The organism is Enterobacter sp. BWH52, from assembly GCF_001037565.1.
GTDB classification, from domain to species: Bacteria; Pseudomonadota; Gammaproteobacteria; order Enterobacterales; family Enterobacteriaceae; genus Enterobacter; species Enterobacter hormaechei_C.
The window spans coordinates 528,576-550,350 of record NZ_KQ089854.1 but is presented as its reverse complement, the minus strand read 5'-3'; the positions used below and the strand labels follow the sequence as shown (position 1 = coordinate 550,350).

Genomic DNA, 21,775 nt, shown 5'->3' with positions numbered 1-21,775 from the left:
CGATAATAGTTATCAGGATAAGTATCAAGAAACGAGAAGTTAAAGCGCAGGAATTGCGAAACGATGTTCTCCCTCTCCCTGTGGGAGAGGGTCGGGGTGAGGGCATCAGCCCGCAGCGGCGTTTAGCGGCTAAAATGCTTCCTGACGGCACTTTTCCCCGAAGCCGTCACCACCACCTCCCGATAACCCGCCACCCGCTGGATCCAGCCTTTGCTTTCCATGTGGATAAGCAGCGCAGCGCCCGCCTCACCGCCAAGATGAAACCGCCGCTCGCTCCAGTCCAGGCAGGCGCAGCAGGCCTTCCGACGCGGATGAGCGCTTAACGGAATACCGAGCGCCAGGAACTGCTCCCGACCATACAGGGTCAATGCGGAACCGTCAGCCTCCAGCCAGCCTTCCGCCTGCATGAAATCATAGATCTGCACCGCCACCGCGCCTGCGAGATGGTCGTAGCAGGTCCGGGCTTCACGCATGGCTTTCGGCGCGCTGGTTTCCGGCGGGGTAATGCGGCTCCACGAAAGCCCCATCATCTGTTCCACCAGCGCCGCCACGTCGTGCCCGGCAAGACGATAATAACGATGCCGCCCTTGCGACAGGCAGGTAATTAGCTGCCCTTCAACCAGCCGGGTGAGATGCCCGCTGGCGGTCGACGGGGCGACGTCTGCCGCGGTGCTCAGTTCAGTGGCGGTCCACGCCCGCCCGTCCATCAGCGCACAAAGCATCTTCACGCGCGACGGATCTGCCATTGCAGCCGCCACCGCGGCAATCGCCTTTTCCAGCATCGCGCTGTTGTCAGGGGGTAAACTCGTCTTAAGCATGGGCCGCCCAGGGTTCGGTGATCTCTGCGGCCAGCTTATCATCATCCGTCAGCAGAATAAGGTGATTCGCATGGTCGCTGTACTGAGTCAGGATAGACACGCCGCGTGCCCTCCGGTTTCGGAACTGTATTCCCGCACCAGCTGCGCCACCCGAATACGGTAGAAAGAAAAAATCGACGCCCGCCCTTCGGCCTGCGCCGCCTGATGAAAGACGTTCTGCTTCCAGCGGCGGACGGCCTCTTCATCCCGCCACCAGGAAAGGGAGAGGATTTTGCCGTCGGTCGTCAGGCTCTGGAACCGTTCGATATCGATAAAGCCGTCGATGTCGGCCAGCAAAGGCTTAAGCTCTGCGGCAAGTTGGAGGTAGCGCGCCTGATGGGCAGGCGCGGCTTTGGCTTCGAAAAGGACTGCGATCATGATGGTCTCTCCGCTGTGATGTTGAGGAGAGAATGCAGGATGGAAAAGCACAATGCTTCGGTAAAGAGCGAAGCTTTAGCCCAGAACCGACCTCGGCTCCATAAACGCGCGGATCCCCCACTCGCCCATCTCGCGCCCCACGCCGGAGTGCTTAAACCCGCCAAACGGCGCTTTCGGTTCATGAGCCAGGGTGTTCACCAGCACGCGACCGGAAACAATCTGCTGTGCCACGCGTCGCGCGCGGTCCACATCGCCGCCCAGCACCATCGCGCTCAGGCCGTACTCGGTATCGTTGGCAATGGCAATCGCCTCCGCCTCGTCCTGATAAGGGATTACGCACAGCACCGGGCCGAAAATCTCGTCGCGGGCAATGGTCATCCGATTGTTCACGCCTGCAAACAGCGTCGGACGCACGAACCAGCCGTCCCGCGTGCCGTCCGGTCGCCCTTCGCCGCCCGCCAGCAGGCGCGCCCCTTCTTCGATTCCTTTGCGGATATAGCCCTGCACCCGCAGCCACTGCTTTTCGCTGACCATCGGGCCGACGTCTGTCGCACTGTTGCGCGGGTCGCCGGATTTCACCGCCGCCACGGCCTGCGCCAGCGCGGTTTCGATCTCCGCCTTGCGCGAGTAAGGCACCAGAATGCGCGTCCCGGCCACGCACGCCTGCCCGCTGTTCATAAACCCGGCCTGGATCACCAGCGGGATCGCCTGCTCGAGATCCACATCATCCAGCAGGATCGTCGGCGATTTACCGCCCAACTCCAGCGTTACGCGCTTAAAGCTTTCCGCCGCGTTGCGCAGGATCGCCTTGCCGGTATTCGTGGAACCGGTGAACGAGATTTTCGCGACGTCCGGATGGCGGCTGAGGGTTTCGCCCACCGTCTCGCCGCGTCCGGTGACGATGTTAAACACGCCCGGCGGCAGCGCAGCGTCGCGCAGCGCTTCGGTGACAATCTGCGTTTGCAGGGCGCTCATTTCACTCGGCTTGATGACCGCCGTGCAGCCCGCCGCTAGCGCGGCCGCCAGTTTGCCGCAGATAAACCCCGCATCGCTGTTCCACGGCGTAATCAGCCCGGCCACGCCGAGCGGCGTCATCTGCACCGTTGCGGCACCTGCGGAGGTGACAAACTCAAATGCCTCCAGCGCCTCGATGGCCTGAGCAATCACCTCTGCCGGATAGCTTGCCATCCACGCCGAGCGCGAGGCGGGCGCGCCGTACTCTTCAATGACCGCTTCCAGCAGAGCGTCGTGACGAGCGGCCACGGCGGCGTGCATGCGCTTCAGCGCGGCGATGCGTTCCTGCTTTGTGGTCTGCGACCACGCCGGAAACGCCGCTTTCGCCGCCGCGATAGCGCGTTCAGCGTCAACCTCATCCGCCAGGCGAACCTGGCCGATGACCTGCGCCGTCGCCGGATTGTACAAATCAAACCGTTCGGTACCGTGCGGGGTAACAAACTCGCCGTTAATAAAGATCTGTTCGATGGTGTGCATATAAACCTCCTCAGGCTGTGTGAGCCCAGTCTGTCACGCCTTCTCCGTTGCGATAATCCACGCTATGCTGCAAGGGTTGTTTCGATTTTCAGGATAATCTATGCATCGTTCAGGTCTGACAGAGCTGGAAGTGGTGATGGCGGTGGTGCGGCGCGGCAGCTTTCGCGGCGCGGCGCAGGAACTGGGGATGTCCGCCACGGCGGTCAGCAACGCCATCGCCGGGCTGGAGAGCCGCCTTGAGACGCGGCTTTTCAACCGCACCACCCGCAGCGTGGCGCTCACCGACGCCGGACAGCGCTACGTGGCGCGTATCGGCCCGGCGCTACAGGAGATCCGCCTCGCCGGGGAAGAGATCCACAGCGACACCGGGGAACCCGCCGGAACGCTGCGCCTCAACGTGCCGAACCATATCGGCACCCTGTTTCTGGACCAGCTGCTGATCGACTTCATGATCCGCTACCCGAAAATGCGCGTGGAAACGGTGAGCGAAGCGAGGATGATCGACATCGTAGCGGAAGGCTATGACGCGGGGATCCGCCTCGAAGAGTCCGTTCCGCAGGACATGATCGCTGTGCCGCTGACCGGTGAGATCCGCCAGCTCGTCACCGCCACGCCGGACTATTTCGCCCGTCACGGCATACCCGAGACGCCGGACGATCTGCTTTCACATCAGGGGATCGGCATGCGTATGGCCCACGGCGGGATCTACCGCTGGGAGCTGGCCCGTCGGGGGGAAACGTACGCCCTTGCCGTGCCGCCGCGCTTTGCGACGTCCGATCTTTTTGCCTCGATCCGCGCCGTAAAAGCGGGGTTAGGGGTGGGATTTTTACCGGAAATCTATATTCAGGACGAGCTGAAAAGCGGGGAGCTGGTGAGCGTCTTAAACGACTGGGCGCAGCCGTTTGCCGGGCTGCGCCTGTACTACCCCGGCCATCGCCACGTCCCGCCGGGGTTGCGGGCGCTGGTGGCGATGATCCGCGAGCGCGGGATTATTCCAGGTTAGCCTTGTTCAGCCCGTACGCCGCATCCAGCGAGCCCGGCTCCATGCGGGAGGTAATGCCCAGGCGGTTCCAGGCGTTGATCGCCACGATGGCGAAGTTCAGCTCTGAAATCTCCACGTCCGAGAAGTGCTCCGCCACGCTGCGGTACAGCGCATCGCTCACGCCGTGAACGCCGATTTGGGTCAGCGCTTCGGTGAAGGCCAGCGCCGCTTTTTCACGGGCGCTGAACAGCGGGGACTCGCGCCAGGCCGCCAGATGGTACAGGCGCAGCTCGCGCTCGCCGGCAATTTTCGCCTCTTTTGAGTGCATATCGAGACAGAACGTACAGCCGTTCAGCTGCGACACGCGAATGTCGATCAGGTGCTTCAGCGCCGGATCAATAGAGGTTTTCGCCACTTCCATGCTCAGGGCGGAAAGCGCGTTGGTGAGTGCAGGTGTGGCTTTGTGGTGGTTTACGCGAGTGCTCATTGTCTTTCCTCTTTTTTGTGCGGCATGTGTCATGCGATGAAGCAAATCTACGCCGTTCATGACATAGTAAAAAGATACAAAAATCATGAAATGAGGTAGGACATGAAGCCGGGCTATCACGAGATTTATTCCCGCTATCGCGACAACATCATGCGCGGCGTGCTGAAGCCGGGCGACAGGGTACCTGCCATCCGCGTGCTGGCGGAAGAGCTGAAGGTGGCGCGCAAAACCGTCGAGACGGCGTATGCCATTCTGACGGGCGAAGGGTATCTGGTGAGCCAGGGCGCGCGCGGGACGCGGGTGAATCCGGATCTTCTGCTGCCCGCGCAAAACGCCCCCACAGAACAAGCGACCGGCACGCTGCCGGCGTCGTTGATTAGCCAGCGCGAACGGGCCGGTTTTCTGCGCCCCGGCATTCCCGCGCTCGACAGCTTCCCCTATAAAAAATGGCTGCTGCTGGCGGGCCAGGCGACGCGCGCCATGCGTCAGGATGAAATGCTCAATCCGCCGGTGCTGGGCTGGTATCCGCTGCGCGAGGCGATAGCCCGCTATCTCAATATCTCGCGCGGGTTATCCTGCACCGCGGAACAGGTAATGATCACCAGCGGCTACAGCGGCAGCCTGCGCCTGATCCTCGACACGCTCGCCAGCCGCAGCGATAAGGTGGTATTTGAGGATCCAGGCTACTTTATGGGGCAGCAGTTGCTCAAGCGCATTGTGCCCCGCCTGCACACCGTGCCGGTCGATCGCGCAGGGATGGATACGGACTACCTGCTGCGTAATCACCACGATGCCCGCTTCGCCATCGTTACTCCGTCGCACCAGAGCCCGCTGGCGGTGACGCTCTCCCTGCCGCGCAAGCAGCAGTTGCTCGACTGGGCGTCACAAAACGAGGCGTGGATTATCGAAGATGATTATGACGGCGAATTTCACTACACCCGCAAAGTGCTGCCGTCGCTGAAAAGCCTCGACCAGCACGACAGGGTGATCTTTATGGGCACCTTCAGCAAAACCATCATGCCATCGCTGCGCATGGGCTACGTGGTGATGCCCGCCAGCACCGTCGGCGTGTTTACCGACAGCGCGGACATCCTCACCAGCGGCCAGCCGGTGCTGACGCAAAAGATCCTCACCGCGTTTCTCAACGAAGGGCATTTTTTCCGTCATCTGAAAAAGATGCGCGCGCTCTATCAGACCCGCCGCGACTGGATGATTGCCGCCCTGCGTGAGGTCTATGGCGATCTGTTTTTCACCGAGCAAAACGACGGCGGGATGCATATTGTCGCGTTCCTCGCAAAGGGAAGCGCTGACCGGGAGATCGCCCGCTGCTGGCAGGAACAGCAATTGCAGGTCAATGCGCTTTCGGCGTGGTATCACGGATCAGGAAAACGCTACGGGCTGGTGATGGGCTATAACAATGTGCGGTCGTATCAGGAGGCGCTGGATTTGCTGGAAAGGCCGAAACGGCAGACGCTGGAACTGTTGAGCTGAAAACCACCGGGTGGCGGCTGCGCCTTCCCCGGCCTACGGTCTCCTGTAGGCCCGGTAAGCGTAGCGCCACCAGGCAACCCTATGCTCACACATCATATCGCGATAACCCGACGTCCTTGAGCTGCTCGTCGCTCATCTGGCTCAGAATACGGCGGGTACGGTTGATGCGATACCAGTTACGCAGCGTTTTCGCTACCCAGACAAACGCGATAAACGGACGTTTTGAACGATTCTCGTAGAATTCCATGATGCTCTCCTCGCTATGCCAGTGGGGTTATCATCATGGAAAACGGCCAGTACAATACAGATTCAAAAACTGCTTTTGTTTACCATACAGATCCGCTAAAACGGTATCTGCATGGTGGTTTATTCATCCATCTGTACTGGTTTAATGCTCTGTATGGTGAAAACAAAGGATACAGCATGACGCGCTATCAACATCTGGCCAACCTCCTGGCGGAACGCATTGAACAAGGGCTGTATCGCAGCGGCGAACGTCTGCCGTCGGTACGCACGCTGAGCCAGGAGCACGGCGTGAGCATCAGCACCATACAGCAGGCCTACCAGATCCTCGAAAACCTCCAGCTGATCACGCCTCAGCCGCGCTCCGGCTATTTCGTCTCGAAACGCAAAGCCCAGCCGCCCGTCCCGGCGATGACCCGTCCGGTGCAGCGCCCGGTGGACGTTACCCAGTGGGATGAGGTGATGATGCTGCTGGACGCCCGCGCCGACAAAGAGATGATCTCCTTTGGCGGCGGCTCGCCGGACATTAACCAGCCGAGCCTGAAGCCCCTGTGGCGCGAGATGAGCCGCATCGCGCAGCATAACCCCGGCGAGATGCTGAGCTATGACGTGCTCGACGGGCGCCTGGAGCTGCGCGAGCAAATCGCCCGCCTGATGCTGGACGGCGGCTCCACCGTCGCGGCAAACGAAATTGTCATTACCAACGGCTGCCACGGCGCGCTGTCGATCGCCCTGCTCTCGGTGTGCAAACCGGGGGATATCGTGGCGGTGGAATCGCCGTCGTTTCACGGCACCATGCAGATGCTGCGCGGCTTTGACATCAAGGCCATTGAAATTCCCACCGATCCTGAAACCGGGATCAGCATCGAAGCGTTGGAGCTGGCGCTGGAGCAGTGGCCGATCAAGGCGGTGATCCTGGTGCCAAACTGCAATAACCCGCTCGGGTTTATCATGCCGGAGGCGCGGAAGAAGCAGGTCTTAGCCCTGGCACAGCGGCACGATATCGTGATTGTTGAGGATGATATCTACGGCGAGCTGGCGGCGGAGTATCCGCGTCCGCGCACCATTCATTCTATGGACATTGATGGTCGCGTGCTGTTATGCAGTTCGTTTACCAAGACCGTGGCGCCGGGCCTGCGCGTCGGCTGGATTGTGCCGGGGCGCTATTACGATCGGGTGATGCACATGAAGTACGCCGCGGGCGGGTTTAACGTGCCGGGCACGCAGATGGCGGTGGCGGCGTTTATCCGCGACGGCCATTACCATCGCCACGTGCGGCGTATGCGCCAGATTTATCAGCAGAATATGGAGACCTACACCTGCTGGGTGCGGCAGTATTTTCCGGCAGAGATATGCGTCACCCGCCCGCAGGGCAGCTTCCTGCTGTGGGTTGAGCTGCCGGAGACGGTCGATATGGTGTGCGTCAGCAAGCAGCTGTGCCGGCTGAAGATCCAGGCCGCGGCCGGGTCGCTGTTTTCCGCCTCCGGGAAGTACCGCAACTGCCTGCGGATCAACGTAGCGCTGCCGCCGACAGACAAAAATCGCGAGGCATTAAAAAAGATGGGTGAAGCGATTGTGATTGCGATGGAGGAGTAGTGCGGCATTTTGCCCTCACCCCGCCCCTCTCCCACAGGGAGAGGGAGAAAACCGCTCCCGCCCCCCGGCAAAATCAACAACTCAGAACTTCCACGAAACGCTGCCCACAATGCTGCGTTCTGCACCGAAGTAGCAGTAAGAGAGAGAGTTACAGGCCGCGACGTAGCTTCTGTCCGTCAGGTTATTGACGTTCAACTGCGCGCTCACGCCCGTGAGCCCCACTTTCGACAGGTCATACCCCACGGTCATATCCACCAGCGTGTACGACGGAAGCGTATGGGTGTTCTGGCGATCGCTGGCGATCCCGTTGACATAGCGCACGCCGGAGCCGACGGTCAGGCCGTCCAGCAGGCCGGTTTTGACGTCGTAGCTCAGCCAGGCGCTGGCCATGTTACGCGGGGCATAAACGGCGCGCTTGCCCTCCTCTTCCGGGCTGCTCTTCTTGTAGCGAATATCCGTGTAGGTGTACGCCGCCTGCATACGCAGGCTGTCGGTCAGCTGACCAATCGCCTCCAGCTCAACGCCTTCGGATTCGATTTCACCAATGGAACGGTACGGATCGGTCGGCTCCTCTTTAGTGGCAATGTTCTTCTGGTTGATGCGGAACACCGAGGCGCTGAACTGGCTGTTCATCCCCTCTGGCTCATACTTTACGCCCGCTTCCCACTGCTTGCCCTTCATCGGATCCAGGATATTGCCCTGCTCGTCGGCAAAGCTGGTCGGCGTAAAGGCGGTAGAGTAACTGACGTACGGCGCAACGCCGTTATCAAACAGATACAGCAGCGCCGCGCGGCTGCTGAAGTTGTTTTTATCCAGATCGCTGCGGGTGTGGTTAAAGTTGTCGACGTTCGACACGCTCACCTGGTCGTAACGCCCGCCCAGCGTCAGGCGCCAGCGGTCAATGGACATCTGATCCTGTAGGTAGTAGCCGGTCTGGCGCAGCTTGTGTTTTTCCCTGCTGTACTGGGTGATGTAGTCCGGCTTCGCGCCGTAAACAGGATGGAAAGCGTCAATCGGCGGGAAGCCGCCGTAGTAGCCGGTGACGTTGTTGGTGCGGTCCTGATAGTCCATGCCGATCAGCACGCGGTGGTTCACCTCCCCGGTGTCGAAGCTGCCGTCGACCTGGTTATCCAGGGTGATGGCGTTCATCTTCTCGTCAGAGCCGGAATAGCCGCGATTCAGCTCGGTGTCATTCAGCCAGCCTGCGGCATACACCTGGTTCAGCTCGACTTTGGTGTGCAGGTAGCGCAGCTTCTGGCGCACAGACCAGCCGCTGTCAAACAGGTGCTCGATGTTATAGCCGACCATGTTTTCCCGACGATCGTACTTGTCGTAATCGTCCTCGCCCTCGAAGAAGGTGTTGGAGATTTTCTTACCGCTGTGCGGTACAACGGTGCCCTCATATGGCAGGCCGGAGTGGCTGCCGCCTTCCGGATCGCGGTGCAGGTAGGCCATCAGATCCAGACGGGTGTTGTCGGTGATACGCCAGGTCAGGCTCGGCATCAGGGCGTAACGCTCTTCTTTGAGCGGATCGAACTGGGAATCAGCATAGCGGGTCATCCCGCTGAGGCGCACCGCCACGCGGTCGTTATCATCAACCGGGCCGGTCACGTCGAACATCGCCCCACGCTGGTTATTGTTACCGGCGAAGAGCTTAATCTCCCCGCCAGGATCGAACGATGGCTTACGGGAGGTGAGCGCCACAATCCCGCCCGGCGATGAGCGGCCATAGAGCACGGAGGCCGGACCGCGCACGACTTCGATACTGTCCAGGAACCACGGGTCAACCACCAGCGAGCTGTGGGAATTGGTGTCGCCCATCATCTTCAGGCCGTCGAGGTAGACGTTGTCCAGACTGCCGTCCGAGAAGCCGCGCAGCACCATGTAGTCAAAGCGGTTTGACGCCCCGATCTGGTTGCTGTAGACCCCCGGCGTGTAGCTCACGGCCTGACGCACGCTGGTTGCGCCCTGCTCTTCGAACTGCTCGCGCGTGACGATAGAGACCGACTGCGGGGTTTCAATATCCGGTGTTTCAAGCTTGGTGGCCGCAGACTGCATCTGCGAGGTCACCACCACGGTGTCAGTTTTTTGGGCATCCTGCGCCAGTAAAGGAAAAGCGACGCTACCGGTAACCCATCCCACCAGCAGTGCCAGACGCGATTTAGCAAACATAACCCTCTCCAGAGATATTTCTTATTGTTAATAAGAATTATTACCTTTTTGAGAGTGCAAACGGCTATGCGTACAGCCAGGTTACGTATGCGCGATGCTAAACCGCACGGGATGCATTCGCGCGACAGGAGAAATTACGTTAGCGGAGTTTGCGCACGTCACCCGGTGAAATCCCGTAATGACGACGAAACGCGGTGGCGAAGTTGGTGGCATGCTGATACCCGCACATCCACGCCGCCTGCTGCACGCTGTGGCCTTCCAGCAGATAGCGGCGCGCCAGCGCAAGGCGACAGTTGCGGAGATAGTCGAAGAGGGTGCAGCCATAGCGCTGACGGAACTTGCTACGCAGGCTGCTTGGGCTCATTGCAGCCAGGGCTGCCAGCTGCGCGAGAGTATGATCCCGTTCAGGAGACTGTTCCAGCAGGCTCCGCACGCGTTCAAGACGCGCATGCTCAGGGCGGCTTGGGCAAGGCTGCTGGCGCTGGTTGAGGCCATGGCCGAGCAGCTGATACATCAGCCCCTCAAGCAACAGCTTGCGTGAGAGCACGCTTCCCCCCTGCCGCTGCGCATGCAGAATACCTGACATCACAAACTCGGGAACCTGCCAGACAAACGCGGGTGCATTCAGGCTTTGCCATTCCAGAAGCAATGACTCAAGCAAGGCTTCACGTCCGGCATCGTGCGGGTACACGCCAAACGAGAGCGTTTTCAGCGTGCTGTCGGCATCGTGACGCGCGCTCATTACCTGATCTTCACTCAGACGTGAGCTGAACGCCATGCCCGGGCGGACGGGATAATTGATACCATTGAGCGTGAGCGTCACGCACCCTTCCAGCACCACCAGCATATAGAGCGGGCTGCTGTGGCGAGAGGTGGTTTCATAGGGCTGTAATACACGTACGTCGGAATGGGTCAGCGAAATGCCGGACGAGAGCATCATCTCTTCAACATTCCCCTGCAACACGGGGCTACCGCTGACCTGAGCCTCTTTTAACTGGGGGAAACGGTAGTCGATGCCATAGCGCTCGCCGAATACCTGAAAATCTTCAACAAAAAATATGCGTTTCGCTGATCTATTTTCACTCTGGAGCATCATTCGGGGCCTGCATCGGGAAAGGACAGGCAAAACAGTACCATCCATTTGCAATGGCAGCAATCACCGGGCGCAGACACTATTACGCTCCGGACAAAGCCGGAGCGAAGGCATATATTTCCTTGCGAGAGATATATTTATGCTTCCTGCCACTCAGCAAAAACCTCTTTATGGTTTTTGGTCAGGACAACTTTATTATCTTCGACTTTATCAACCCAGCCGAGAGGAATAAAATGGTGCTTGCCGCCCGATTCCGGATCGCTCTTCGCAAGCTTGATACGCTCACCATCAAGATGGTCCACAACCCCGACGTGCGTTCCGCAGCTGGCGACAACCTGAGTGTGATCCTTAATTGCGCTTTTATCTACCATAATTATTCTCCTGTTTCGGTTATTTGCCTGTTGCACGAAATTAACTGTAGCGCATAAATTAAGGCTTAAACGCCCTATTAGCATTTTGAAACATCATTGACAGAACCGAATATTCATTCTACTTAACGCCGAAATGAAAAAATAAGAATGAGATGAATTATTACCGACTGATTATTTCCCGTTCATAATTAACTTATCGCAACCAACGAGGAGGTATTTATGACGATTCGCAACAATCGGACAGAAATTTCGCTGGCTCTTGGTGAAGCGGTTTTAGACATCGTGCAAAAAGGCCATGAAGTATCGCGAGAAAATCTCGCCCAGGCGATGAAAATCAAAGCGGAGAAAGAGCGCGACGATGAGCGGCTTCTTAACTACTGGAAGGCGTGTAATATGCTGGTTTGAACGTAGCGGCGTTTAGGCTGACTAAACGCCGCCTCATGTTACTCGTCGAAGTACCAGTACCCCTGGTTAATCAGCCCGGTGAGTTCGTCCACAAACGCCGGATTATTCAGCGCCTCGCCCAGCTCGGCCTGGCCGAGCTCGGTGTAGCGGCACAGCGCGTCTGCCCCGTTCACATCCGCCGTTTCCAGCTGTTCACTGTTGATAAAGAAGCTGCCGTTAACGTTCAGCACGCGCAGGCCGCTCAGGCGCGACAGCGTTTCGCCGCCCTGAAGCGCGTCCAGCACCTCTTCTGCGGAATACGGCGGCTCGGCGGCGGCAATATCCAGCTCGTGACGTGGCGTGGAGACGAAGCTGCCAAACCATTTCGTGAAATCATCCGGCTTGCTAATCATGTCGATCATCATCTCGCGAATGCGATCAAGCTCGTACTGCTCCACGCGGCCCGGGTGTTCGCGGCAGGTCAGATCCGGATCGCTGTAGTGTTCGCCGCCCAGATCGTTCTCCAGCGCATAGTCGGCAAAGCTGCTGATCAGATCGCGACCGTTCGGCCCGCGAAAACCGACAGAGTAGTTGAGCGCGGTTTCATGGGTGAAGCCGTCATGCGGGAATCCAGGCGGAATGTAGAGGATATCGCCCGGCGCCAGATCTTCGTCGATGATCGGCTCAAAAGGATCGACATGTAGCAGAGCCGGATGCGGGCAGAACTGACGCATCGGCAGCTTGTCACCCACGCGCCAGCGGCGGCTGCCCATCCCCTGGATGATAAACACATCGTACTGATCGATATGCGGCCCAACGCCGCCGCCCGGGACAGAAAAGGAGATCATCAGGTCATCGAGACGCCAGTCCGGCAGGACGCGGAACGGACGCACCAGCTCTGCGGCGGGCTTATGCCAGTGGTTCACCGCCTGCGCCAGCAGGGACCAGCCGGTTTCACCGAGGTTATCGAAATGCTCAAACGGGCCATTGCTCGCCTGCCACTTGCCGTTAGCGTGGCTTACCAGGCGGCTATCGACTTCCGGCTCCATCGCCAGACCCGCCAGTTCATCAGGGGTAATGGGGTCGACAAAATTCGGGAAGGCATTTTTCAGTACAACGGGTTGTTTTTGCCAGTATTTTTCAAGAAATTCCGGCCAGTTCAGGTTCAGTTGATACGCCATGGTTAGCACCAGTGAGAGGGTAAACAGGCGCGATTATAGGTAAGAAAGCAGAGGGGGAACTTGTCATGGGTCAATCGAGCGCGTGTAGGTCGGGTAAGGCGAAGCCGTCACCCGACGCACACGCGGGCTAAAACTTAATCCAGGTTCAGCTCGTCATAATGGGTGATCAGTTTGCCCACGATGCCGTAGTCCAGCGCTTCCGCCGGTGACATCCAGAAGTTACGGTCGGTGTCTTTCTTCACTTTCTCCAGCGGCTGGCCGGTGGCGTCGGCAATCAGCTTGTTCACGCGTTCCAGCATGCGGATGATCTCCCGCGCTTCGATCTCAATATCCGTTGCCTGACCGCGCACGCCGCCCAGCGGCTGGTGGATCATAAAGCGGGTATTAGGCAGCGAGTAGCGGTGCTCTTTTTTCGCCGCCAGGAAGATGGTGATCCCGGCGCTTGCCACCCAGCCGGTGCCAATAACGTGTACTTCCGGACGGATAAACTTAATGAAGTCGTGGATGGTATCGCCCGCTTCTACATGGCCGCCCTGGCTGTTGATGTACAGCTTGATCGGATCGTTACTGACGCTTTGCAGCAGGATCATCTGAGTGATGACTTTCTGGGCCAGCTCCTGGTTGATTTCACCGGAGATGACAATCGAACGGGATTCCAGCAGTTTTTGCTGTAGAGCGCCCGCGCCGTTTGTTCCTTCCGCTTTTTCTTTATCGTCACTGCTTTTCAGTGTGTAGTGCATCGTTATGTCCTCAGCTTGTCGCGCTCAAAATCAGAGTGTAGCCTGTTTTACCCGTCGGCGTCCTCACACAAAACATCGCGTGTCGTGCGCTGGCTCCGCCCCCGGAAAGGTCTCTAAAAACAGCGCTCCACTCCTAACTAATTCGCCACATTTTTATTACACTTTCATATCATCTTCATATTGGTAAATGATAATAATAATTAATGTGTTAGTATGAATGAGGATAGCAAACAGTCGCTTACGTTCAAAAAGGCGCTATTTTATTGTCGATGATTTACTGATCACACACCGGGGCGGTGAATGGAACACATTGTTTATGTGGTTGATGACGATGACACAGTCAGACAGTCCGTTGTCAGGCTGCTGGAATCCGCGGATATGCACGCCCTTGGCTTTTCCTCAGCAGAAGCCTTTCTCAGCCATCCCTTTGAGGATCTGCCCTCCTGCGTGATCCTCGATATGCAGATGCCCACGATAACCGGATTTGATGTCGCAGATGCGCTGAAAGCCAGCGGGCGGGAAATACCGATCATCTTTCTCACCGGTCACGGCACCATCCCTATGTCCGTCCGGGCGATCAAAGGCGGAGCCTACGAATTTCTCACTAAGCCCGTTGAATCCAGCGCGCTCATCGGCTCCATCGAATCCGCGCTCAGACTGGCACAGCACAACGCCGCCCGCGTCAAAGAGCACTACGCCCTGAAGCAGCGCCACATGTCCCTCACGCCGCGCGAGCATGAGGTGCTTGAGCTGGCCATCAGCGGCAAGCTCAACAAGCAGATCGCCGCCGAGCTGGGCGTCAGTGAGATCACGGTGAAAGTGCACCGCCGCCGGGTAATGGAGAAAATGCAGGTCCGCTCCGTGGCCGAACTGGTCAGGGCCGTCGAGCGCCTGACCAAACATCAACCAGTGGAATAACCGTTACTCCTCCTGTCCGGCAAGCGGCAACGCGAAGGTAAATACCGTGCCGTACGGCTCTCTGCGGCGCGCGCTCAGTTTCCCCCGGTGCCGTTCAATGATGCTGGCGCTGATGGTCAGCCCCATCCCCATTCCCTGCGCTTTGGTCGAATAGAACGAGTCAAAGATCCGCTCGGTGAGCTCCGGCTCAATGCCGCTGCCGGTATCGGCGATCTCAAAGATCACCTTCCCCTCGCCGCAGTTCGCGGTGGAGATCGTGATGCTGCACGGGCGATCCGTCACTTCCGCCATCGCTTCCATCGCATTCATCACCAGGTTAAGCAGCACCTGCTGGATCTGCACGCTGTCGCCGATGATAAAGCTGTCGTCAGCGTTCAGAAGATAATCAACGCTTATGTGTCGCAGCTCAAGTTCGCTGCGTGAAAGCATAATGATGTGGTGGATCAGGAAGTGCAGATCAATACGCGTAAACGTGGGGTCCTGCTTGCGCGTCAGAGACTGAATGCTGCGAATGATCTCCCCTGCCCGCTCGCCCTCGGCGGCGATCTCCTCCAGCCCCTCGCGCACTTTGTCCAGCCGCGCCGGATCGCGGTTGAGCCAGCGCAGGCTCGCGCCGGCGTTCGAGACAATCGACATCAGCGGCTGGTTGATCTCGTGCGCGATCGAGGAGGTCAGTTGCCCGACGGTGGTGGCCCGTGAGACTCGCGCCAGATCCGCCTGCGCCACCCGCATCGCATCTTCCGCCGCCCGCTGGCTGGTGATGTCGGTAATGATGCCGTAATACTCATTCACTTCGCTGCCGACGCCGACCGGATCGCCAATCCCGAGGATGTAGCGAACGGAGCCGTCGGTGCGGATAATGCGAAACTCCGCGCGCATCGACAGCCCGTCGCGCACGCTCTGGTTAACGAGGGTGCTGATCCGGCCATAATCGTCCTCATGCACGAAGGTTAAAAACTCCGCCATTGAGATCATCTTTTGCTGCTCCGGCAGGCCAAGGATACGGGCGTACTCTTCAGACATAAACATCAGATCCTGCACCAGCTCCCAGCGCCAACTGCCGGTATGGCTGATCTGCTCGCCCAGCATCAGTGAGGTCTGGCTGGCGCGCAGCTCTTTCTCCACCCGTCGGCGCTGGATGTTTTCCGCCAGCAGCTCGGCGTAAAGCCGCGCCGTCTCCAGCGAAACCGCCGCCTGCGCGCCCAGCAGGCTGACCACGCGCGAATGTTCGGCGGTAAACACTTCCGGCATCAGGCGGTTTTCCAGATACAGCACCCCCACCAGCCGCGCCTGTTTGAACATCGGGACACACATCACGGCGGCGCCGGACGTCACCAGATACGGATCCTGGCTGAACGGGTGGAACTCCTCCGGTTTGCCGGTGCGGATCTCCTGCCCGGTGCGGATCACTGCGGCCAGCACCGACAGCGGCATGTCCGTCGCCATCGGTGACGCCTTCAGGATGCGCACCCGCACCCCGTCGGTACTGGTCCAGGCACTGGCCTCGATCTCCGGGATGTGATTATCGCTAACGCGCAGCAGCAGGCCACGCTGCGCCCCGGCCCGTTCAAGCAGCAGCGTCATCAGGTTTTCAATTAAACGCTCGAGGTTAATTTCTTCGGACAAGGCGCGTGAGGCTTTGATGACGCTCTGTAAATCGCGGATCACCTCGTTCTGGGCGAAGGCCGCCGTGTCATACGCGCGGCTCTGCCCGGAGGCCAGCAGATGCGGGAAATCCTGCTCCAGCTGGCGCACCTTGGCCTGCGCCCCGGCGCGCCCCCAGGCGGCAATCGCGCCGCGGAAATGGGCGTCGGAGGCGGTCGGGTAGCCGCAGGCCAGCGAGAAACGCCCTGCCAGCTCGTGCGCCAGGGCATTGATCGGGTTAAAGCCACCCTCCCGCGAGAGCCGCACCGCTTTTTCATACTGCTCCAGCGCGATGCTGTTCATGCCGTCCAGACGGACGATTTCGGCGTAAATCAGCGCTTCTTTATCGGCAAACGTGCCCGAATTGATCCGCGCCCAGAGGGCAATTTTGTCGTAATGGTGATGAATACTGCGGCGATAATCCGCCGAGAAGGTCTCCGGCGTGAGCTGACGGGAGAGCGCCAGCGCGCTGTAAAAATGGTAATCCAGCAGATGAATATGACCCGGCGCGGACCACGCATACCAGCCCGCCCTCTCTAAATCCGCCTGTGCGTCGGCGTATTCGCCGCAGGAAAAGTGCGCCATCCCGCGATAGAGCCAGTACCAGAACAGCATAGTCGAGGTCTGCTCGGGCGCCTGCTCCGGCGGCGCGGGCAGCAGATCGTCAGGCAGCGCCTGGGCGGCGCTCCATGGGCCCGTCACCGGCGTGCGTAAAAACTCCACGTAGCGGCGCTGAATGTGCAGAACGGTTTCAATGTCCTGATAATCCGTTTTGCGTACAAAGGCCAGACCGCGATCGATGCTGGTCAGCACGCCATCCAGATGATCGCCCCGGGAGAGGAAGTTAATGATCTGATGACAGGCCGCGAAACAGGCCATCGTCATGTCGCCGTGGGTCACCGCCGAGGTAAAGCAGGCCTTTGCGCACTCGATAGTGTACGACAGCGGCTGGGTCCAGACGCTGAGCTGGTCGAGCGGCAGCAGAGTTTTGGCTTCATAGGCATCATAGCCGTGGCGGTTCACCAGCTCACGAGCCAGCGTGCCGTACTCAAATCCGAGACGGTATTCGGCGTAGCGGTGACCAATCAGCACGCCAAACCAGGCCATCGCCGTGGTGGAGGCGCCGGTGATGCCGTGATCGAGCGTGAGGTGCATCATCCGGCACAGGAGTAAAAAGTGCAGGCGCGGGCAGGTAAAGCTGGCGAAAATACTGGCGCTGTAAAGCAGGTTCATCACCGCTTCGGTCTCTGCGTTCTCCATCAGCTTAAGCTGAGAAAACGGGTTCAGCGGCGCGTCGGCGGTGCGTTGACAGAACTGCTGCCAGGCCTCGTCACATTCGGCATTTTCCGGGTAGCGGCTGATCTGGATCCCGAACACGCCCAGCCAGCATAACGACGCCTCCAGCGCCAGTCGGATCTCCGACTGGCGCATATACACTTCCGCCAGCAGGTTGGCGGCCAGCGCTTTCTCCGTCAGCCCGCCCGGTGAACCGAGGATCGCATCGCACAGCGCACGCGTACGCTCCAGGTGCCCGAGCGCAAACTCACAGCCCGCCTCTTCGATATCCAGCATAAAGTCCGAGACCGGGCCCGCATTCCCCAGCGCTCTGGCGGTCTGGATATAGCTTAAGGCGGAAAGGTAATCGCCGGTACGCTTCGCACGCCGCGCGGCCTGAAGGCTCAGCTCCCGGAATCGCTGCCGCTGGGGTGCAGGCTGGATGCAGTCCAGCGCGGCGCTGACGTGGTGAACCGCGCGGAACAGCAGTTCGTTGCCCGCCGTCTGCCGTGCGGCATCCGCCAGCAGGCTGGCGGTGGTCAGGTGCAGATGGCTTTTCTCGCCCTCATCCAGCAGGGCAAAGGCGGCTTCCTGCACCCGATCGTGAGTAAAAGCGTACTCTTTCTCCGTCAGCACAATCAGCTGAGCAGTAACCGCCGGGTGAAGCGCGTAGCGGATTTCCGCCGCCGACCGCCCCACCACGCGGCACAGCATCTCCAGCTCGCCCGTGCAGCCGAGGCAGGCGATGCAGCCCAGCAGGCGGCGCGTCTCGACGGGCATCTCCTTGAGCTGTTCAAGTACCAGCGTCACCACGTTTTCGGTGTAGTGCCGGGCGCGGATGGCCTGGAGATCGTAATGCCATTTCCCCTGATATTTGTTGTGCACCACCAGTCCGTCATCGACGATGCGACGGAAAAACTCCTGCACGAACAGCGGGTTGCCGCCGGTTTTTTCATGGATCAGCGTGGCAAGATCGGCGGTGCCCGTACTGCGGGCATGAAAAATCCCCCCGAGCCAGCGCGCCACGGCCTTCACCGACAGCGGCTGCGGCACAATCGTCGTGGCGTATTGCGCCGCCTCCGGCAGGCTCGCCAGCGCGGTCTGCAAGGTGGGATCGGAAAGCGAACTGAGATCGCGGTGCGCCACCACCACCAGCAGCGGGATGGCGCCGCAGGCGCGCAGCAGGTGATCGAGCGTTTGCAGGCTGGCGGCGTCGATCCACTGCACATCATCCAGCAGCAGCACCAGCGGCGCGCCCTGGGTGGCGAAGGTTTTCACCAGCGCCAGCACCATATGGCTGAAGCGCGCCCGCGCGTCGATGGAAAAGGTATCCGCGGAGAAACGCGGTTTGTTCTCAAGGAGTAAATTCAGCTCCGGCACCAGGCTGACGGCCAGCTCCTCGAAGCCTTCCAGCGCGCGCGACAGACGGATTTTCCACGTCGCCACCTCCCCGGCTGGCAGCCCGAGCAGGTGCAGCGTGAGCGTCCGAAACGCCGAACTCAGCACGCCGTAGGGCAGCGTGGGAGAATATTGATCGACCTTGCCCACCGCCAGCAGCACCTTGCGCTGTTGCAGCGATTTCAGCGTGGTGGCGATCACGGAAGATTTGCCGATCCCCGAAGGCCCCCCAATCGTCACCAGTTCCGGCGCACCGCTCTGGCTGACCCGCTCAAACGCGGCGATGACGTCGCTGGCCTGCGGATGCGCAGAGAAAAGCGAATCGGCAAGATGGATCGCCGGAGAGCGATCCTGCTGGCCGGGAATAAAGTCGACGATCTCACCTTCGGCGGTCAGCGTCGCCTGGCAGCGCCTGAGGTCGGCAATCAGCCCGTCGACGGTCTGATAGCGATTCTCCGGATTCTTCTCCAGCAGCTTAAGGATAATGGTCGACAGCATGCCGGGTACGTCCGGGCGCACCCGCCCCGGCGCAAGCGGCTCAGAGGCAATGTGGTAATGCGCCCAGTTGGTCTGGTCATCAGCGCTCAGTTCAAACGGCAATCGCCCGGTCAGAAGTTCATAAAGCACGATACCCAGACTGTAGAGATCGCTCCGGCTGTCGACGGCGCGCCGGGTACGCGTGGTGTGTTCCGGTGACATGTAGGCGGGCGTGCCGCCAGACGCGGCAAGCCGGGACTGGGAGAACGCGTCGGAGGTGCCGCAGGAAAGACCGAAGCTGCAAAGACGGCAGGTGGCGTCGTGATGAACGAAGAACGCCCCGGGTTTGATATCGCCGTGGATCAGGTTGTGCAGATGCATCTGGCGCAGGGGACCGCAGATGCGGATCGCCATTTCGATAAAGCGGGCGATCCCGGAAATCGCCTTACCTGCCCGGCACGCCAGCAGTTCAAAGCAGAACGGCGCGTAGACCAGCGCAAAACGTCCGCGGTACTGGGTTGAAGCGACGGGCCGGATAGCCCAGCCGTCATGAAGCCGGTCGCGCAGGGCAAACTCGTTTTTCAGCAGCCGCGTTGCCCGCTCCTCTTCTTCATCGCTGACCGCGGTGGCAATAATAAACGAACCGCCGGACTGGGGATGCCGCCCGTTCATCCAGGAGATGCCGCCCTCCTGCGCCAGCACGGTAAAAATGACATCCTCTTTCAGAACAAAAGCCCGCCCTTCATGGAGACTTCCCCGGGCGGGCCAAAATGCAGGCGACGTATGTTCGTTCATCCGCGATCCTTATTGTCGGCGGGTCAGCTCCCGATGAATATGATCCAGCAGAATATCGATGTTAATCGGCTTACGCAAAAATGCAGCGGCGCCCAGACTGAGTGCATACCGCTGCATATTTTCATCAGCATGACCGGAGATAAACAGTATTGGCGGTGGCGGCGTGGCCAGCAACCGCAGCTTCTCAAACAGCTCGATGCCGTTCATGCCGCGTAGCTTGATGTCGGTGATCACCAGCGACGCGCCGGACAGGGCGAGAGGGTGGCTCAAAAACACCTCTGCCGAATCGAAGGTATCGGTAGCATACCCTTCCGATTGCAGCAGGTTACTGAGCCCGCTGCGAACAGAGCGTTCGTCATCAATGATGGCAATGCGCCACGGCAGCGTCATGCTGTCTTTCCTCAAACAAATCGTTACGCGTCGCGGCTTTCCTTCGCGGGCGCGGGGGGCGCAGTACCGCTGATTTTCGGTACGCATTCATGACGAAACCAGGCCAGGGTCAGCGGTTCGCGGCTCACCAGACGACGCCCGATGGGGATCAGCTGTTCACCCACCAGCATGCCGAACAGGCCTAGCAGCGCGACGACCGGCGGCGCCGGGGAATGTACGTCGAGCAGGGCGTAAAGTACCCCAGCCGCGGCCCCGCACACCAGCGAAATAATCCAGGCCTTCATGATGACGCTCCGGTCGGGTGTTGAACGTGGGGAACCGTCACCTGCACGGCAGCCGGATTATCGCGGGATAAAAGATGACGCATCGCCTGTTCACCCGCCAGCATCCCCAGCAGGCCAATCAGCGCCAGCGCTGGCGGCGCGGGGGAGCGCACCTTCAGCACGGCATACATCAGGCCAATCAACACGCCTGCCGCAAGGGATATCAGCCCAGTACTCATTGTGAACTCCAGAGAAAGAGGCAGCGGCGAGCCGGATGAGGGACCAGCCCGCCGACGGGACTTAGCGAGCCGGAACCGGCGCTAAGGTGCGGTGCTCGCTCTTCTGGCGAGACGGCGCTTTGTGCACCATGGTGTAGGCGTAATCCACGCCCATGCCGTAGGCGCCGGAGTGCTCGCGCACGATATCCATCACCGCGGTGTAGGTCTCTTTGCGCGCCCAGTCACGCTGCCACTCCAGCATCACCTGCTGCCAGGTCACCGGGATCACGCCCGCCTGGATCATGCGCTGCATCGCGAAGTCGTGGGCTTCTTTGGAGGTGCCGCCGGAGGCGTCCGCCACCATATAAATTTCGTAGTCGCCTTCCAGCATCGCGCACAGGGCAAAGCTGTTGTTGCACACTTCGGTCCACAGACCGGCGACAACCACTTTCTTCTTGCCGTTGGCCTTCAGCGCGTCACGCACTTTCTGGTCGTCCCAGGAGTTCATGGAGGTACGCTCCAGAATGTCCTGGCCCGGGAACACGTCCAGCAGTTCCGGATAGGTATTGCCGGAGAAGCTTTCAGTCTCAACGGTGGTGATGATGGTTGGGATGTTGAACACCTTAGCCGCTTTCGCCAGCGCCACGGTGTTGTTTTTCAGCACCTGGCGGTCAATCGACTGCACGCCAAACGCCATCTGAGGCTGGTGGTCGATGAAAATGATCTGACAGTTGGCAGGGGTTAAGACTTCGAGCTTAGAAGTGGTCATAAGATTATCCAGTGAGGTTAAAGGTTAAAATCGCCGCGAACAGCACGCCGATAAAATCGCGTTCATCCTATGACCCACAGCGCTGTGGTGTAATTATCTCTTCGTATAGTTAACCTTAGGTATAGTTATACTTTGGTATACCTATCCTATTGTATAACTGGA

20 protein-coding genes and 1 pseudogene are annotated in these 21,775 nt (G+C 59.5%); 5 read left to right on the top strand and 16 right to left on the bottom strand.

The genetic code is table 11. The features are described from left to right. Positions 1–122 precede the first annotated feature (122 nt). The 4 genes and pseudogenes from SK47_RS02610 to SK47_RS02600 form a co-directional block, all read right to left on the bottom strand. Entirely contained in the window at positions 123–818 is a 696-nt protein-coding gene (locus SK47_RS02610; protein WP_048243483.1) for an ArsR/SmtB family transcription factor, read from the bottom strand. Further along, positions 811–927 (bottom strand): annotated as a pseudogene (locus tag SK47_RS22845) (amino acid-binding protein); the annotation flags it as partial. The pseudogene SK47_RS22845 and the gene SK47_RS02610, both read right to left, overlap by 8 nt. Beyond that, a complete protein-coding gene (locus SK47_RS02605; protein WP_008501327.1) occupies positions 906–1,235 on the bottom strand; it encodes an antibiotic biosynthesis monooxygenase family protein in 330 nt (109 codons plus the stop codon). The pseudogene SK47_RS22845 and the gene SK47_RS02605, both read right to left, overlap by 22 nt. Before the next feature lie 75 nt (positions 1,236–1,310). Further along, a complete protein-coding gene (locus tag SK47_RS02600; protein WP_048243481.1) occupies positions 1,311–2,726 on the bottom strand; it encodes an aldehyde dehydrogenase family protein in 1,416 nt (471 codons plus the stop codon). 100 nt (positions 2,727–2,826) lie between these two features. On the opposite strand from SK47_RS02600, the gene SK47_RS02595 reads away from it, so the two are divergent. After that, a complete protein-coding gene (locus SK47_RS02595; protein ID WP_003863079.1) occupies positions 2,827–3,729 on the top strand; it encodes a LysR family transcriptional regulator in 903 nt (300 codons plus the stop codon). Here SK47_RS02595 and SK47_RS02590 read toward each other — a convergent pair. Beyond that, positions 3,716–4,195: a carboxymuconolactone decarboxylase family protein gene (locus tag SK47_RS02590; protein WP_003863077.1), complete on the bottom strand. Its 480-nt coding sequence runs from the start codon at positions 4,193–4,195 to the stop codon at positions 3,716–3,718. The two genes, SK47_RS02595 and SK47_RS02590, sit on opposite strands and share 14 nt — an antisense overlap. A gap of 102 nt (positions 4,196–4,297) precedes the next feature. On the opposite strand from SK47_RS02590, the gene SK47_RS02585 reads away from it, so the two are divergent. Continuing rightward, positions 4,298–5,686 (top strand): MocR-like pyridoxine biosynthesis transcription factor PdxR, encoded by a 1,389-nt coding sequence (locus tag SK47_RS02585; protein WP_048243480.1) that lies wholly within the window; start codon positions 4,298–4,300, stop codon positions 5,684–5,686. 85 nt (positions 5,687–5,771) lie between these two features. Here SK47_RS02585 and SK47_RS02580 read toward each other — a convergent pair whose 3' ends face one another. Further along, positions 5,772–5,933, bottom strand: a complete 162-nt coding sequence (locus SK47_RS02580; RefSeq protein ID WP_003863073.1) for a DUF1127 domain-containing protein — start codon at positions 5,931–5,933, stop codon at positions 5,772–5,774. A 176-nt stretch (positions 5,934–6,109) separates the two neighbouring features. On the opposite strand from SK47_RS02580, the gene SK47_RS02575 reads away from it, so the two are divergent. Continuing rightward, the gene (locus tag SK47_RS02575; protein WP_003863072.1) at positions 6,110–7,525 is read left to right on the top strand and encodes an aminotransferase-like domain-containing protein; all 1,416 of its coding nucleotides are present in this window, start codon (positions 6,110–6,112) and stop codon (positions 7,523–7,525) included. An 81-nt stretch (positions 7,526–7,606) separates the two neighbouring features. On the opposite strand, the gene foxA is transcribed toward SK47_RS02575, so the two are convergent. From foxA to SK47_RS02560, 3 genes are all read right to left on the bottom strand, one after another. Further along, positions 7,607–9,715, bottom strand: a complete 2,109-nt coding sequence (foxA, locus tag SK47_RS02570) for a ferrioxamine B receptor FoxA (RefSeq protein WP_111947409.1) — start codon at positions 9,713–9,715, stop codon at positions 7,607–7,609. A gap of 121 nt (positions 9,716–9,836) precedes the next feature. Beyond that, entirely contained in the window at positions 9,837–10,793 is a 957-nt protein-coding gene (locus SK47_RS02565) for a helix-turn-helix domain-containing protein (RefSeq protein WP_045342556.1), read from the bottom strand. A gap of 134 nt (positions 10,794–10,927) precedes the next feature. Beyond that, on the bottom strand, positions 10,928–11,161 hold the full coding sequence (locus SK47_RS02560; protein WP_003863067.1) for a DUF2171 domain-containing protein: 234 nt from the start codon (positions 11,159–11,161) through the stop codon (positions 10,928–10,930). 219 nt (positions 11,162–11,380) lie between these two features. On the opposite strand from SK47_RS02560, the gene SK47_RS02555 reads away from it, so the two are divergent. Further along, positions 11,381–11,566: a hypothetical protein gene (locus SK47_RS02555; RefSeq protein ID WP_010427252.1), complete on the top strand. Its 186-nt coding sequence runs from the start codon at positions 11,381–11,383 to the stop codon at positions 11,564–11,566. Positions 11,567–11,604: 38 nt separating this feature from the next. On the opposite strand, the gene SK47_RS02550 is transcribed toward SK47_RS02555, so the two are convergent. Together SK47_RS02550 and SK47_RS02545 are read right to left on the bottom strand one after the other, a co-directional pair. Beyond that, a complete protein-coding gene (locus SK47_RS02550) occupies positions 11,605–12,726 on the bottom strand; it encodes a ribosomal protein uL16 3-hydroxylase (RefSeq protein WP_048243478.1) in 1,122 nt (373 codons plus the stop codon). Between the two features lie 134 nt (positions 12,727–12,860). Beyond that, complete coding sequence (locus SK47_RS02545) at positions 12,861–13,466, bottom strand: ATP-dependent Clp protease proteolytic subunit (RefSeq protein WP_003863062.1); 606 nt, start codon at positions 13,464–13,466, stop codon at positions 12,861–12,863. Positions 13,467–13,766: 300 nt separating this feature from the next. Between SK47_RS02545 and SK47_RS02540 the strand changes: the two genes are divergently transcribed. After that, on the top strand, positions 13,767–14,384 hold the full coding sequence (locus SK47_RS02540) for a response regulator transcription factor (RefSeq protein WP_003863061.1): 618 nt from the start codon (positions 13,767–13,769) through the stop codon (positions 14,382–14,384). 3 nt (positions 14,385–14,387) lie between these two features. Here the strand turns inward: SK47_RS02540 and SK47_RS02535 are convergent, their stop codons facing one another. From SK47_RS02535 to SK47_RS02515, 5 genes are all read right to left on the bottom strand, one after another. Next, positions 14,388–19,973 carry a trifunctional serine/threonine-protein kinase/ATP-binding protein/sensor histidine kinase gene (locus SK47_RS02535; RefSeq protein ID WP_048243477.1) on the bottom strand — a complete coding sequence of 1,862 codons (5,586 nt, stop codon included), beginning with the start codon at positions 19,971–19,973 and terminating at the stop codon, positions 14,388–14,390. Positions 19,974–19,982: 9 nt separating this feature from the next. After that, positions 19,983–20,363, bottom strand: coding sequence for a response regulator transcription factor (locus SK47_RS02530; RefSeq protein WP_048243475.1), 381 nt, complete (start codon positions 20,361–20,363; stop codon positions 19,983–19,985). Positions 20,364–20,386: 23 nt separating this feature from the next. Then, positions 20,387–20,647, bottom strand: a complete 261-nt coding sequence (locus tag SK47_RS02525; RefSeq protein WP_023324098.1) for a XapX domain-containing protein — start codon at positions 20,645–20,647, stop codon at positions 20,387–20,389. Further along, positions 20,644–20,865, bottom strand: coding sequence for a DUF1427 family protein (locus SK47_RS02520; protein WP_003863054.1), 222 nt, complete (start codon positions 20,863–20,865; stop codon positions 20,644–20,646). The genes SK47_RS02525 and SK47_RS02520 overlap by 4 nt, the downstream gene beginning before the upstream one ends. A 61-nt stretch (positions 20,866–20,926) precedes the next feature. Continuing rightward, on the bottom strand, positions 20,927–21,613 hold the full coding sequence (locus SK47_RS02515) for a hydrolase (RefSeq protein ID WP_003863053.1): 687 nt from the start codon (positions 21,611–21,613) through the stop codon (positions 20,927–20,929). Positions 21,614–21,775 lie beyond the last annotated feature (162 nt).